The organism is Marinobacter sp. bablab_jr003 (assembly GCF_016464245.1).
In the GTDB taxonomy this organism is placed as follows: domain Bacteria; phylum Pseudomonadota; class Gammaproteobacteria; order Pseudomonadales; family Oleiphilaceae; genus Marinobacter; species Marinobacter vinifirmus.
The window spans coordinates 109,198-122,931 of the sequence record NZ_JADARC010000123.1; the positions used below are offsets into that span (position 1 = coordinate 109,198).

The 13,734-nt window shown below is 60.7% G+C and carries 13 protein-coding genes; 9 read left to right on the top strand and 4 right to left on the bottom strand.

Translation table 11 applies throughout. The features are described from left to right. Window positions 1-141: 141 nt before the first annotated feature. On the bottom strand, window positions 142-1,239 hold the full coding sequence (gene epmB / locus H3Z84_RS15045) for an EF-P beta-lysylation protein EpmB (RefSeq protein WP_199458028.1): 1,098 nt from the start codon (window positions 1,237-1,239) through the stop codon (window positions 142-144). Between the two features lie 45 nt (window positions 1,240-1,284). Between epmB and efp the strand changes: the two genes are divergently transcribed. Both efp and epmA read left to right on the top strand, forming a co-directional pair. Further along, window positions 1,285-1,860 (top strand): elongation factor P, encoded by a 576-nt coding sequence (gene efp / locus H3Z84_RS15050; RefSeq protein WP_022989948.1) that lies wholly within the window; start codon window positions 1,285-1,287, stop codon window positions 1,858-1,860. Between the two features lie 9 nt (window positions 1,861-1,869). After that, on the top strand, window positions 1,870-2,838 hold the full coding sequence (gene epmA, locus H3Z84_RS15055; RefSeq protein WP_199458029.1) for an EF-P lysine aminoacylase EpmA: 969 nt from the start codon (window positions 1,870-1,872) through the stop codon (window positions 2,836-2,838). 14 nt (window positions 2,839-2,852) lie between these two features. Here the strand turns inward: epmA and asd are convergent, their stop codons facing one another. Both asd and rsgA read right to left on the bottom strand, forming a co-directional pair. Further along, a complete protein-coding gene (asd, locus tag H3Z84_RS15060) occupies window positions 2,853-3,719 on the bottom strand; it encodes an archaetidylserine decarboxylase (protein ID WP_199458030.1) in 867 nt (288 codons plus the stop codon). A gap of 97 nt (window positions 3,720-3,816) precedes the next feature. Next, entirely contained in the window at window positions 3,817-4,872 is a 1,056-nt protein-coding gene (gene rsgA, locus H3Z84_RS15065) for a small ribosomal subunit biogenesis GTPase RsgA (protein ID WP_199458031.1), read from the bottom strand. A gap of 427 nt (window positions 4,873-5,299) precedes the next feature. Here rsgA and orn point away from each other — a divergent pair, with 427 nt between their 5' ends. Further along, entirely contained in the window at window positions 5,300-5,842 is a 543-nt protein-coding gene (gene orn / locus H3Z84_RS15070) for an oligoribonuclease (RefSeq protein WP_199458032.1), read from the top strand. On the opposite strand, the gene queG is transcribed toward orn, so the two are convergent. After that, window positions 5,832-6,926: a tRNA epoxyqueuosine(34) reductase QueG gene (queG, locus tag H3Z84_RS15075; protein ID WP_199458033.1), complete on the bottom strand. Its 1,095-nt coding sequence runs from the start codon at window positions 6,924-6,926 to the stop codon at window positions 5,832-5,834. The two genes, orn and queG, sit on opposite strands and share 11 nt — an antisense overlap. A gap of 130 nt (window positions 6,927-7,056) precedes the next feature. On the opposite strand from queG, the gene H3Z84_RS15080 reads away from it, so the two are divergent. The 6 genes from H3Z84_RS15080 to hfq are packed head-to-tail and all read left to right on the top strand — an operon-like array spanning window position 7,057 to window position 13,680. After that, complete coding sequence (locus tag H3Z84_RS15080; RefSeq protein ID WP_199458034.1) at window positions 7,057-8,613, top strand: NAD(P)H-hydrate dehydratase; 1,557 nt, start codon at window positions 7,057-7,059, stop codon at window positions 8,611-8,613. After that, complete coding sequence (tsaE, locus tag H3Z84_RS15085) at window positions 8,610-9,107, top strand: tRNA (adenosine(37)-N6)-threonylcarbamoyltransferase complex ATPase subunit type 1 TsaE (protein ID WP_199458035.1); 498 nt, start codon at window positions 8,610-8,612, stop codon at window positions 9,105-9,107. The genes H3Z84_RS15080 and tsaE overlap by 4 nt, the downstream gene beginning before the upstream one ends. Before the next feature lie 26 nt (window positions 9,108-9,133). Next, window positions 9,134-10,432, top strand: coding sequence for an N-acetylmuramoyl-L-alanine amidase (locus H3Z84_RS15090; protein ID WP_416226257.1), 1,299 nt, complete (start codon window positions 9,134-9,136; stop codon window positions 10,430-10,432). Between the two features lie 20 nt (window positions 10,433-10,452). Beyond that, a complete protein-coding gene (gene mutL / locus H3Z84_RS15095) occupies window positions 10,453-12,342 on the top strand; it encodes a DNA mismatch repair endonuclease MutL (protein ID WP_199458037.1) in 1,890 nt (629 codons plus the stop codon). A gap of 5 nt (window positions 12,343-12,347) precedes the next feature. Continuing rightward, entirely contained in the window at window positions 12,348-13,394 is a 1,047-nt protein-coding gene (gene miaA / locus H3Z84_RS15100; protein ID WP_199458038.1) for a tRNA (adenosine(37)-N6)-dimethylallyltransferase MiaA, read from the top strand. Between the two features lie 34 nt (window positions 13,395-13,428). Further along, window positions 13,429-13,680, top strand: a complete 252-nt coding sequence (gene hfq, locus H3Z84_RS15105) for an RNA chaperone Hfq (RefSeq protein WP_022990693.1) — start codon at window positions 13,429-13,431, stop codon at window positions 13,678-13,680. Window positions 13,681-13,734: the final 54 nt, after the last annotated feature.

A 13,734-nucleotide genomic window follows, 5' to 3' on the forward strand; every position in this document is an offset into this window, starting at 1 on the left:
CGGGCTGAAATTGCCACAAATACAGGCCGTTATTGTTAGTCGGTCATGAACTCTAAGATAGCAAAGCGGCAAGAAAAAGCGAGAAAAGCACGAGTTGACAATGTTTTACAAGTTGCGGTGCGCCAACTTATGCGACAGGTCTCAAACTCCGACAGGAATCGGGGTCTTGCTGGCCTCTCCGGGCAGCTCCCGAACCAGCTTTGGCACCAGGAATCCCGGGAGTTGCTCCATGAGTTCCCGCACCAGTGTTGCAGCCCTGACATCACTGACATCGAAATGGTGGGCGCCGGCGACCTGGTCGAAGGCATGCAGGTAGTAGGGCAGTACGCCGGCCTCGAACAGGGACTCGCTCAGCTGAGCCAGGGTTGCCACTGAATCGTTCACGCCGCGCAGAATAACGCTCTGGTTAAGCAGGGTGACACCGGCGGCTTTCAGCTTCCGGAAGGCCTCTCGGGTGGCGTCATCGATTTCTGCCGGATGGTTGATATGCACCACCAGCACGGTTTGCAGTCGCGTGTTCGACAGCCAGTCCAGCAGCTGGTCGTTGACCCGTTGAGGGATCACCACCGGCAGCCTTGAGTGGATTCTCAGCCGGCGCAGGTGCGGCACGGTATCCAGTTGTTGTGCCCAGCTGGCCAGCAGCTGGTCGTTGACGGCCAGGGGGTCGCCACCGCTGAAAATAATCTCGTTGATCTCGGGGCTCTGATGCAGGGTGTCGATAACCTGCCGGCGGTCCTCCGGGCCAAGCTTCTGGGAGCCATAGGGGAAGTGGCGGCGGAAGCAGTAGCGGCAGTTGATCGCGCACTGGCCGGTCACCATCAGCAGGGCGCGGCTGCGGTATTTCCGGATCAGCCCGGTGGTCTGGATGGCGTTGTCTTCCTGCAGCGGGTCGCGAACGAAGCCCGGTTGCTCGGCGGTTTCTTCCAGCAGGGGCAGTACCTGGCGCAGCAGCGGGTCGTCCGGGTTGCCCGGCTGCATTCGCTCGATAAAGGGTTCCGGAACCCTTATCGGGAACAGCGTATGGCCCGCCTGTGCGCCGCCCAGCCAACGCTCGACCGGTAACCCAAGGCGCTCCAGCAGCTGTTCCGGCCGGGTGACAGACTGGCTCAGGATCTGCTGCCACGAGGAGCCGGAATCCTGCTTCGGGGCAATGTTCTGTGTGCGGGACGCGGGTTGGCTCAAATCACGGGCTTCTGTCAAATCATGGGCTTCTATAGGGGAGGGGGTTCGCTGTATCATAGCGACCTTTGAAAATTTAACGACAGTCTGTCAGGTGGACATTTCATGGCTTCATATTCTACCAACGAATTTCGTAGCGGTCTCAAGGTTTTGCTGGATGGCGACCCTTGTATCATGCTTGAGAACGAATTCGTCAAGCCGGGCAAGGGCCAGGCATTCAACCGTGTAAAACTGCGCAACCTGATGACCAACCGGGTCTGGGAACGTACGTTCAAGTCCGGCGAATCCCTGGAAGCGGCCGACGTAGTCGAGCAGGACATGGAATACCTGTATACCGACGGCGAGTTCTGGCATTTCATGCTGACTGACGGCTCCTTCGAGCAGTTCGCTGCCGATGCCAAGGCGGTAGGCGATACCGTGAAATGGCTGAAAGAGCAGGACGTATACACGGTGACCCTGTACAACGGTGCGCCGCTGTCTGTTACGCCGCCTAACTTTGTGGAACTGGAAGTGGTGGATACCGATCCGGGCATGAAGGGCGATACAGCCCAGGGTGGCTCCAAGCCGGCAACCCTGTCTACCGGCGCCGTGGTGAACGTGCCCCTGTTCATCACCATTGGTGAGGTGCTGAAAGTAGACACCCGCTCCGGTGAATACGTGAACCGCGTCAAGAGCAGCTGATCCCTGCCCATGACTGACCAACCTGTCTGGCAGCCCACTGCCTCGCGGGATGTTCTGAAAAGCCGTGCACAGCTACTGGCATACGTGCGCGGCTTTTTTGCACAACGGCAGGTGCTGGAGGTGGAAACCCCGGTGCTTGGCCGCCATGGCGTAACCGATGTGAACCTGGACGGCATCCCGGCTTCGGTCAATGCGCCCGGCATCACGTCCGGCTGGCTGCAGACTTCCCCCGAATACCATATGAAACGGCTGCTGGCGTCCGGTTCCGGCTCTATTTTCCAGGTTGCCCGGGTGTTCCGGAATGGCGAGCGCGGGCGCCGCCACAACCCGGAATTCTCGATGCTGGAGTGGTACCGGGATGGTTTTGACGACCGGCAGCTGATGGCCGAGGTGGCGGACCTGGTCTGCGGATGGCTCGGTTGCAAGCGCCCCCTGGTGCTTGCCTACCGGGATGCGGTGCAGGCCTATGCCGGTTTTGACCCGATGACAGTCAGCGATCGGGACCTGGCCCGCTATTGCGAACAATGGCTGGAGCCGGAGCAGCTGGCCGGCATGGGGCGGGATGCCTGCCTGGACCTGGTGATGAGCTTTGTGGTGGAGCCGAAGCTGGGCGTAGATGCCCCGGTATTCCTGACCCGTTATCCGGCCTCGCAGGCAGCTCTCGCCAGGGTATCCGATGACGACGGCTTTGCCGTTGCCCACCGGTTCGAGCTTTATATCAATGGCCTGGAGCTGTGTAACGGCTACTGGGAATTGACCGACCCGCAGGAACAGCGGCAACGATTCGAGGCGGATAACCGCCAGCGCCGGGCGGCAGGAAAACCGGAAATGGCGGTCGACCAGGCGTTTCTTGATGCGCTGGATGCCGGCTTGCCGGAGTCTTCCGGGGTTGCGGTGGGCCTGGACCGGTTGTTGATGTTGAAGGTGGGAGCGGCCAGCATCGAAGAGGTGCTGGCATTTCCGGTCGAGCGGGCCTGAACCCGCCGCCCTGGTCAGGCTTTTGAAGCTAGCAATGTGCCGAAGGCTTCGCCCATGCGCACGGTTTTGCCGGGCACCTGGTTTGGCTTCCACTTCATGGAACCCCTGGGCATCACCAGCACCACGGTAGAGCCCAGCCGGAACCGACCCATTTCCTCGCCTTTCTCGAAGCTGACGGCCTCGTCGCCCTGATACTGCCAGTGGGATACCTTATGGGGGTTGGGTGCAATCACACCGCCCCAGGTGGTTTCTACACTACCGACAATCATGGCGCCGACCAGAACCAGTGCCATGGGGCCGGCTTCGGTATCAAAGATGCAGGCCACCCGCTCGTTGCGGGCGAACAGGTTGGGTACATTTTCCGCGGTTACCGGGTTAACGGAGAACAGCTTGCCCGGCACGTAGACCATTTCCCGAAGGGTGCCGGCCAGCGGCATGTGCACCCGGTGGTAGTCTTTCGGTGACAGGTAAATGGTGGAGAACTCGCCTTCGGCAAAAGGCTTTGCCCGTTCCTCGTCACCACCGAGCAGTTCGGTCAGGCTGAAAGACTGGCCCTTGGCCTGGAACACCCGGTCGTCGCCGACCTGGCCGATCTGGCTGATGGCGCCGTCTACCGGGCTGACAAAGGTATCGGCAGCTTCTGCGACCGGCCGGATGCCGGGCTTCAGGGCCCGGGTAAAAAACTCGTTGAAGGTGGCGTAGGCCTCGGGGTTGGACTCGGCCGCCTCGCTCATATCCACGCCATAGCGATTGATAAACCAGCGGGTGAAGCGGTTTTTAAATGCGGGTGATTTGTCGCTGTCGGCAAAACGGCCAGCCAGGCGGGAAACCGCCAGTTGCGGCGTTACGTACTGGCTCAGGACAAACAGTTTATCAAGCATCCGGAAAGTCTCTTACCTCGGGAAAGCGGCGAAGTTTAGCAAAACGCAGCCGCCGAATAGAAATGAATTCGTGCCATAAGGGTTGTTGAGGTCACGGTCAGGGCAGCTTCAGGCCGCGGGCCTGTTGTTCTGCCATGTCTTGCAGAATCCGGTGGAAACTCTTCAGTCGCTCAGTGGAAATCTCCCCCTCCGCAGCCGCCCTCTCCAGGGCGCAACCCGGATCGCCCATGTGCCGGCAGTTACGGAACTTGCACAGGCCAATCAGTGGCCGGATCTCCCGGAACCCGTACTCCAGCTCCTGGGGTGTCATATGCCACAAGCCAAACTCCCGGATACCCGGAGAATCAATCAGGTCACCGCCGCCGGGCAGGTGAAACAGCTTGGCGGTCGTGGTGGTGTGCACACCTTTACCAGTACTCTCTGAGACCGCGCCTACCCGCAACAGTTCATCCGGCAGCAGGGTCTGGATGATCGATGACTTGCCCACACCGGACTGCCCCACAAACACACTGGTCTTGTCCCGCACCAGCGCCTCGACCTCCGGCGCCGCTTCGCCCTCGCAGGCCACAGCCGACGTGCGTTCAACCTGGTACCCCAGGGCTTCGTAGCGGGCCAGCAGGGTTTCGATCTGCTCCCGGTTACGATCGTTAATCAGGTCGGTCTTGTTCAGCAGAATCACCGCCGGAATATCGGTGCTTTCCGAAGCCACCAGGTAGCGGTCAATCAGGTTGTCATGGGGCTCGGGCTCGGGGGCGATCACCAGGATAATGTGGTCAATATTCGCCGCCACCGGTTTCAGCGCCCCGAAATTATCCGGCCGCTGCAGCAGGTTGTCCCGCTCGCACCTGGCCACAATCACCCCGGTTTCACTCTTTCCTGGTCGCCAGACCACCCGATCACCAGTTACCAGGCTGTCGATATTGGCCCGGACAAAACACCGGAACACCTGCCCGGTGTCTTCGCCTTCCAGCGCCTCGATATCCAGCTGCTGCCCGTAATGGGCAATCACCAGCCCTTCCTGCTCCGGCCCCAATTCCCCGGCCTCGGCCTGGGCCTCCACGGCCTTTTCCTTACGGGCCATGCGCTCGGTGCGTTCTTTCTGGATTTTCTCGATGCGCCACTGCTGGCGTTTGTTCAGTTTTCTCTTGGCCATCGGCTCTCAAATGTTCCGGGGAAGTGGTGTGACACATGATACGTGAATCATGGACAATAGGCAGAGTTTCTGATGTTTGGCGCATGTCTGTCTGGACTCTGACCTGGGTGCAGGTGCTGGCCGGGGACACCTTTCCGGGAGACGCTACGAGCACGTCCCTGTGCGCTTGACTGAAGCCATCCTTGGCTTCAGACACTCCCGGAAAGGTGTCCCCGGCCAGCACCACTAACCACGGCGTGGGTTTCAGCTCAACACGCGGCCAGCAATGTAGCCCGAAGTGCAGGTGTGGTTGTGCTTTCCGGAAATTTGCGGAGCCATGGATGGCGGAGCAGAAGCGCCACATGGATGTGCCGCAAGGAGCGGTTTTCGGAACACCGACCCACACCTGCGACAACTCCCAACCAAAACCGCATAGGTGTCACGACGAATGCCCGACCACAACCGATTAGTGTGGATAGACCTCGAGATGACCGGCCTGGATCCGGAAAAAGAGCGGATCATCGAGATGGCCACGATTGTTACCGATTCGGAACTGAACCTGGTGGCCGAAGGCCCGGTGATTGCCATTCACCAGCCTGACAGCCTGCTGGACGCCATGGACGAATGGTGCACCAACACCCACGGCGCCAGCGGCCTCACTCAGCGGGTGAAGGACAGCAAAACCAGTGAAGCAGAAGCCGAGCAGGAAACGCTAGCGTTCCTGAAGCAGTATCTGTCTGCCGGCGAATCGCCCCTGTGTGGCAACAGCATCGGCCAGGACCGCCGGTTTCTGGTGAAGTACATGCCGGAACTGGAAGCTTTCTTCCACTACCGGAACCTGGACGTCTCAACCATCAAGGAGCTGGCTCGCCGCTGGCGGCCGGATGTGCTGGATGGTGTGAGAAAGAAAGGCAGCCACCTGGCGCTGGACGATATACGCGATTCCATCGAGGAACTGCGCCACTACCGCGAGCACTTCTTCAAGCTGTAAGGCCGTGCCGGCGCAACGCCCAGGTTACGTGTTCCCGCACCAGTTCTGACGGGTGGTCCGCCCGTTGCTTCAGTGCCTCGATCACCGGAATGGTGCTCGGGGCATTGCCCAGTCCTACCGCCACGTTGCGCAGCCAGTTCTCGTAGCCGGTTCTGCGTATAGCAGAGCCTTCGGTGTTTTTCAGAAACTGCTCTTCCGTCCACAGGAACAACTCGGCCAGGTTGGTGTTGTCCAGGCCGTGTCTGGGCTGGAAGTCGTCTTCCCGGGTGGGCTTGCTGAATTTGTTCCAGGGGCAGACCAGCTGGCAATCGTCGCAACCGAATACCCGGTTGCCCATTTTCGAGCGCAGCTCTTCCGGGATCGGGCCTTTCAGTTCGATGGTCAGGTAGCTGATGCAGCGGCGGGCATCCAGTAAGTGAGCGCCAACAAAGGCATCGGTCGGGCATACTTCCAGGCAGGCGGAGCAGGAGCCGCAGTGCTGTTTCTCGAAGGGCTCATCCACCGGCAGCGGTGCGCTGGTGAAAATTTCCCCGAGGAAAAAGTAAGAGCCGGCTTTCGGATGAATCAGCATGTTATTCTTCCCGATCCAGCCCAACCCGGCCCGTTGCGCCAGCCCCCGCTCAAGGACCGGGGCGCTGTCCACAAAGGCCCGGTAGTCGTAGCCACTGACGGCTTCATCGATCTGTTTGGCCAGGGTTGCCAGGCGTTTGCGCATCAGCTTGTGGTAGTCCCGCCCCAGGGCGTAGCGGGTGATGTAGGCGGTTTCCCGGTTAGTAAGCGCTTGTTTCGGGTTGTCGGGCGAAGGCAGGTAATCCATGCGCACGGAGATGACCCGCAGGGTGCCGGGTACCAGGGAGTCCGGGGTGTAGCGTTTGTCGCCGTGGTCGGCCATGTAGGCCATGTCGCCGTGGTAACCGGCGGCCAGCCAGCGTTGCAGGCGTTCGGCATGGGGGCCGGTGTCGGCCAGGGTAATGCCAGCATCGGCAAAGCCGAGATCCCTTGCCCACTGCCGGATTTGCTCCGGCAGGGTGGTCAGTTCTGTGCCGGAAGGGTGATTTTCAGTGGTCTCGGGCTGGCTGGTCATGATCGTAACTTCGGCCTTTGAAGCCTGCAGAGATTTAATTTGATTAAGTTATGACCTTTTTTCCTGTTTTGCTATGCTTAACAGGTATCTGGCCAATTTTCTTAAACCGGTTTCTTTAACGGGATGCCCCATGCGCTACGCGGACAGTCTACCAGAAGCCCTGTACTCCGCCGACTCGGTTCGAGCGATGGATCGGTATCTTATTGATCAGCAGGGTGTTGATGGCTTTGAGTTGATGCAGTCCGCGGCCAGGGGAGCGTTTCGCCAACTGCTCCGGCACTGGCCGTCTCCCGCTTCGGTTCTGGTGCTGTGCGGGGCTGGCAATAATGGCGGCGATGGTTACCTGATCGCCCTGAATGCCCATAAGCAGGGGATTCCGGTGCAGTGTGTGGCGGTCAGCCCGGCCGGCAAGCTGTCGGGGGATGCACTCAAGGCCTTCAAGGCTGCCGAACAGGCCGGTGTTGCCGTGACTGATTTCGCCGGGTTGCCGGAACGTGACCTGGCCCGACGGCTTGCCGCTGCCGGCGTGGTGGTGGATGCCATGCTGGGTACCGGTGTGGCGGGCGCCCCCCGGGAACCGTTTGCCGGCATTATCCAGGCGTTAAACCAGGCCCGGGTGCCGGTGCTGGCAGTGGATTTGCCTTCCGGCCTGAATGCTACGACGGGTGCGGCCGAAGGCGAAGTAGTTCGTGCGGCGGTAACGGTGACGTTTATCGGCTCCAAGGCCGGGCTGTTCACCGGTGCAGGTGCCGGTGTTTGCGGGCGGGTGGTTTTTGAATCCCTGGGTGTGCAGGAGCAACTGCAAGGCTATAACAGTGAGCCGCTGGCAAGTTTGCAAACCTGGGCCCGGTGCCGGGACTGGTTTCCCGAACGGCCGCTGAACGCCCACAAAGGGCAGTTTGGCCATGTGTTGGTGGTGGCGGGTGATCGAGGATTTGGCGGTGCCGGCATTATGGCGGCAGAGGCTGCGGCCCGTTCCGGTGCGGGGCTGGTCAGCCTGGCGACCCGGCCCGAGCATGTGACTGCAGCCCTGGCCCGGTGTCCGAATGTCATGTGCCATGGCCTGATTCATGGTTCGGAACTGGCGCCGCTTCTGCAGCAGGCAGACGTCGTGGTGTGTGGCCCGGGCATTGGCCGCTCGGCCTGGGGCCAGCAAATGTTGCAGCAGGTTCTCGACAGCGGGAAACCGCAGGTGCTGGATGCCGACGCCCTGAACCTGATGGCTGCCCGTGCGGTGGCAACGGCCGACAACCGTGTACTGACCCCGCATCCGGGAGAGGCGGCACGGCTGCTGGAATGCAGCGTGGCTGAGATTGAAGCAGACCGTCTGAGAGCGGCTACACGGATTCAGAAGCTTTGGGGTGGTATCGTTCTGCTCAAAGGTGCAGGAACCGTGATTACCGACGGGTCCAACTCGCCGTTTGTGGTGGCCGGGGGCAATCCCGGTATGGCAACCGGAGGCATGGGTGATGTGTTGTCCGGCATGGTCGGAGCGTTTCTTGGCCAGCTGGAGGATTTTACCCGGGCCACGGTTGCGGCGGCCTCTGCCCACCTCGCAGCGGCAGACCTGGCATCGGAACGGGTTGGCTACAAATCCCTGGTGCCGGCCGATGTCCTGGATGCCTTGCCGTCGGTATTGAAGCAAACTGAAACCATGCCATTCCATGACGACCGGGAGGCGCGATGAGTATTTTTGGCAACGAACGCCGGTTGTTTCTCGAAGGCGAGGCCGAAACCGTGAAGCTGGGCTCCGAGCTGGCCCGGCTGGCCCAGTCCTCGGAGCAGGGGCTGACGGTGTTTCTGGATGGCGACCTGGGTATGGGCAAAACCACCCTGAGCCGCGGTGTGATTCGTGCCCTGGGCCATGAAGGCGCGGTTAAAAGCCCCACCTATACGCTGGTGGAGCCCTATGAAGACCTGGAACCGCCGGTTTACCACTTCGACCTGTACCGGCTGGGCGATCCTGAAGAACTGGAATACATGGGTATCCGTGACTATTTCGCCAGTCGCAGTTTCCGCCTGATCGAATGGCCGGAGCGCGGCGACGGCATATTGCCGGACCCGGATATCGAGATTCACCTGGAACGGGAAGGCGAGGGGCGTTCGGTCGTGCTCAGGGCACGTTCGGAACTGGGCGCCAGCCTGCTGAACGAAATTGAGTTAATTGGGCCGGAATCATGAGAGTTGTACTTGGGTTCTTGTTGATAATGACTGCAAGCCTGGCCAGCGCCGCTGCCCAGGTGGAAGGTGTGCGTATCTGGCCGGCGCCGGATCACACCCGCCTGGTGCTGGACACCGCCGGTGCAGTGGAGCACAACGTGTTTTCGTTGTCTGACCCGTCCCGGCTGGTCATCGACCTGAAAAATGTTTCCCTGAAAACCGACTTTAGCAAGGTGGACCTGGAAGGCAGCCCGATTCGCCGCATTCGCAGTGCGCGGCGAAATGGCAGCGACCTGCGCGTAGTGCTGGATCTTGCCAGTGATATCAAACCCCGAAGCTTTGCCCTGGAGCCCAACCAGCAATACGGACACCGGCTGGTGGTTGACCTGATCGACGAGAAAGGCAGCCGCATAGAGCGGGCTACCAGCCCCACCGTCACCCAGGATTCTGCAGGCAAGCGGGATATCATCGTGGTGATTGATGCCGGCCACGGTGGCGAAGACCCCGGCGCCATCGGACCCCGGGGCGCCCGCGAGAAAGACGTCGTTCTGAGGATGGCGAAAACCCTGGCAGACCTGGTTAACAAGCAGCCGGGCTTTACCGCCAAACTGACCCGTACCGGGGATTACTACATCGGCCTACGTAACCGCACCGTCCTGGCCCGCAAATACAACGCCGACCTGTTTGTGTCGGTGCATGCGGATGCCTTCCGCACGCCGCAACCCAGTGGAGCCTCGGTGTTTGCGCTGTCCCAGCGCGGCGCGACCAGTGAAACGGCGCGGTGGCTGGCCCAGAGTGAAAACAGTTCAGACCTGATCGGCGGTGCCGGAGGCCTTTCGCTGGAAGGTCGGGACGAAATGCTGGCCGGTGTACTGCTGGATCTGTCCATGACGGCCAGCATCAATGCCAGCCTCGGTGTCGGTAGTTCGGTTCTGGGCCGGCTGGGCAACGTGGCCAAGCTGCACAAGCCCGGTGTGGAGCAGGCGGCCTTTGTGGTGCTGAAATCCCCGGATATCCCCTCGATCCTGGTCGAGGCCGGCTTTATTTCCAACCCCAAGGAAGAAAAGAACCTGGCCAGCCAGTGGTACCGCGACAAGCTGGCGAGCGCGATCATGGATGGTATTCATGAATACTTCCGGCGCACGCCGCCGCCAGGCACCCTGTTGGCCTGGCAAAAACAGAACAAGGGTAGCCCGGAAGTGAGCCAGTACCGGATTCGCCGTGGCGATACCCTGTCGGGCGTGGCCCGGCAGAATCAGACCACCGTCAGTGAGCTCATGCGCTTTAACGGCATGAGCGATGATCGTGTTATGGTAGGGCAAACCATTCGTATTCCCTCATCCTGATCAAGAGGTAGTTCCCGGTTATGCCCCACATCCAATTGCTCTCGCCCCGGCTTGCCAACCAGATAGCCGCCGGCGAGGTGGTGGAGCGCCCTGCATCCGTAGTTAAAGAGCTGGTAGAAAATGCCCTGGATGCAGGGGCCGGCCGGGTAGATATCGAGATCGAGCAGGGCGGGGTCAAGCTGATCCGGGTTCGTGATGACGGTTCCGGTATTGCCGAAGCGGACCTGCCCCTGGCCCTGAGCCGCCACGCCACCAGCAAGATCCTGACCCTGGACGACCTCGAAGCGGTGGGTACCCTCGGCTTTCGGGGTGAAGCCCTGGCCAGTATCAGCTCGGTATCCCGCCTGTCCCTGACGTCCCGAACCGAGACGCAGGAAGCCGCTTCCCGGGTGGAAGTGGAAGGCCGGGATATGGACGCGAAAATCTCGCCGGCCGCCCATCCGGTGGGCACCACGGTGGAAGTGCGGGACCTGTTCTTCAATACCCCGGCCCGGCGCAAATTCCTGCGCACCGAGAAAACCGAATTCAACCACGTGGAAGAATGCATTCGCCGGCAGGCCCTGAGCCGTTTCGATGCCGGCTTTACCCTGCGCCACAACCAGCGGGTAGTGCAGAGCCTGAGACCGGCGGAATCGCCGCTGGATAAAGAACGGCGCATCAGTTCCCTGTGCGGCCAGCAGTTTATCGACAACGCCGTGGTGATCGATGCCGAGGCCAGCGGCCTGAGGTTGTGGGGCTGGGTGGCGCTGCCAACGTTCTCCCGCTCCCAGGCGGATCTTCAGTATTTCTTCGTCAACGGCCGGGTTATTCGCGACAAGCTGGTGGCCCACGCCGTGCGCCAGGCCTACCGGGATGTACTCTACAACAACCGTCACCCGGCCTTCGTGCTGTACCTGGAAGTGGACCCGGCCACGGTGGATGTGAATGTGCACCCCACCAAGCATGAAGTGCGCTTCCGGGATGGCCGGCTGGTGCACGATTTTATTTTCCGCACCCTGCACCGGGCACTGGCCGATGTGCGCCCGGATGATCACCTGCGGGGCGCCGTAGCGCAATCGTTCGGGCGCGAGCCGGAGTCTGCTGCTGGTGCGGGTACCGACGCTCCGGCATTCCAGCCGCAGTCGCACCAGATATCCGGGCAGCCCTCTGCTTTTAACGGACATTTCGGACAGGCCGGAGGCCCGCAGCCACAGCAGGAATGGAAAGCCAGCGACCAGATGGCTTTCTATAATTCCCTGAACGAAGGCGGTGGTGTGGCCACAGCATCCCGGTCTGAAGGCTTTACACCGCAGCCCATGCCAACGCCGCCACAGGATGGCGAGGAAGAACCGCCGCTGGGTTACGCCATTGCCCAGCTACATGGCATCTACATCCTCGCCCAGAGCCGGGCAGGGATGATCGTGGTGGATATGCACGCCGCCCATGAACGCATTACCTACGAGCGTATGAAGCGTGCGCTGGTGGAGCAGGACCTGAAAAGCCAGCCGTTGCTGGTGCCCCTGTCCCTTGCCGTCAGCCAGAAGGAAGCGGCGCTGGCGGAAACCCATGGGGAAGAATTGCAGCACCTGGGCCTGCAGATTGAACGCATCGGGCCGGAAACCCTGGCGGTTCGGCAGATTCCCGCGCTGCTGCGGGGTGCCGACACCGAACAGCTGGTGCGGGATGTACTGGCCGACCTGATCGAGCATGGCCAGAGTGACCGGGTAGAAGCCGTCACCCACGAATTGTTGGGCACCATGGCTTGCCATGGTTCGGTGCGGGCCAACCGGCAGTTGACCATCCCTGAAATGAATTCCCTGCTGCGGGACATGGAAGCCACCGAACGCAGCGGCCAGTGTAACCACGGACGGCCTACCTGGACCCTGGTGACCCTGTCCGAGCTGGACAAGCTGTTCCTCAGGGGGCGCTGATTGCCATGACCCAGCCTTCCGCCGGTGCCGGACAGCCATTGCCTCCTGCCATTTTTCTGATGGGGCCCACCGCCTCTGGTAAAACCGACCTGGCCATGGCTCTGTGCGATCGGTTGCCCTGCGAGATCATCAGTGTCGATTCCGCCATGATCTACCGCGGCATGGACATCGGCACCGCCAAGCCGAGCGCTGAAGAGCTGGCCCGGGCACCACACCGCCTGATTGATATTTGCGACCCGGCCGATACCTACTCGGCGGCCGACTTTCGCCGGGATGCACTGGCAGAAATGGCCGATATAACCCGCCGCGGGCGAATACCGCTGCTGGTGGGCGGCACCATGATGTACTTCAAGGCCTTGCTGCACGGCATGTCCGGTTTGCCCTCTGCCAGCCCGGAGTTGCGCCGGCAAATCGAGCAGGAAGCCGAATCCCTTGGCTGGCAGCACCTGCATGATGAGCTTTCGGCTAAGGACCCGGTGGCGGCTGAGCTGATTCACCCCAATAATCGCCAGCGCCTGATGCGTGCCATCGAGGTGATTCGCCTGACCGGCCGGCCGATTTCTGAACTCTGGCAGGCAGAGTCGGGAACTTCTGCACAGCAACAGCGGTCCGGTATTGAGGATTACACGTATTTCACCAGGTGGCAGGCAGACGAAACCGGCGACCTGCCGTATACTGTTTTCCAGTTTACTCTGGCCCCCGAGGAGCGCAAGGTTCTTCACGAGAGAATCGAAAAACGTTTCCTGCTGATGCTGGAGTCCGGTTTTCTGGAAGAAGTCCGGCGCCTGATGGCCCGGGGAGACCTGAACCCGGAGCTGCCGTCCATGCGTTGCGTGGGCTATCGACAGGCATGGGAATACCTGGCTGGCGATTGTGACTACGAAACCTTTGTAAACCGGGGCGTGGCGGCTACCCGCCAGCTGGCAAAGCGCCAACTTACCTGGTTGCGAAAATGGCCGGATTTGCACTGGCTGAACAGCGGTGATCCGCAAGTGGTGCTGGAAACCTTGAAAAAGTCCGGACTACCCACCACATTTAATTCTGAAAAATGACGATCTGCACTTACCTATAAACAGGAGAATAAACATGTCAAAAGGGCATTCCTTACAAGACCCTTACCTCAACGCTCTGCGCAAGGAACGCATTCCGGTTTCTATCTTTCTGGTAAACGGCATCAAGCTGCAGGGCCAGATCGAATCCTTTGACCAGTTCGTAATCCTGCTGAAGAACACTGTCAGCCAGATGGTTTACAAGCACGCTATTTCTACCGTGGTACCGGCCCGCAATGTGCGTCTGCCGCAAGCGACCGTGGCAGGAGAGGAAGAGTCTGAAGACTGATACCTCCGGAGTTTCCGGTTTTAACACCCGCGTTCCAGGACAGCCCTTGAGCTG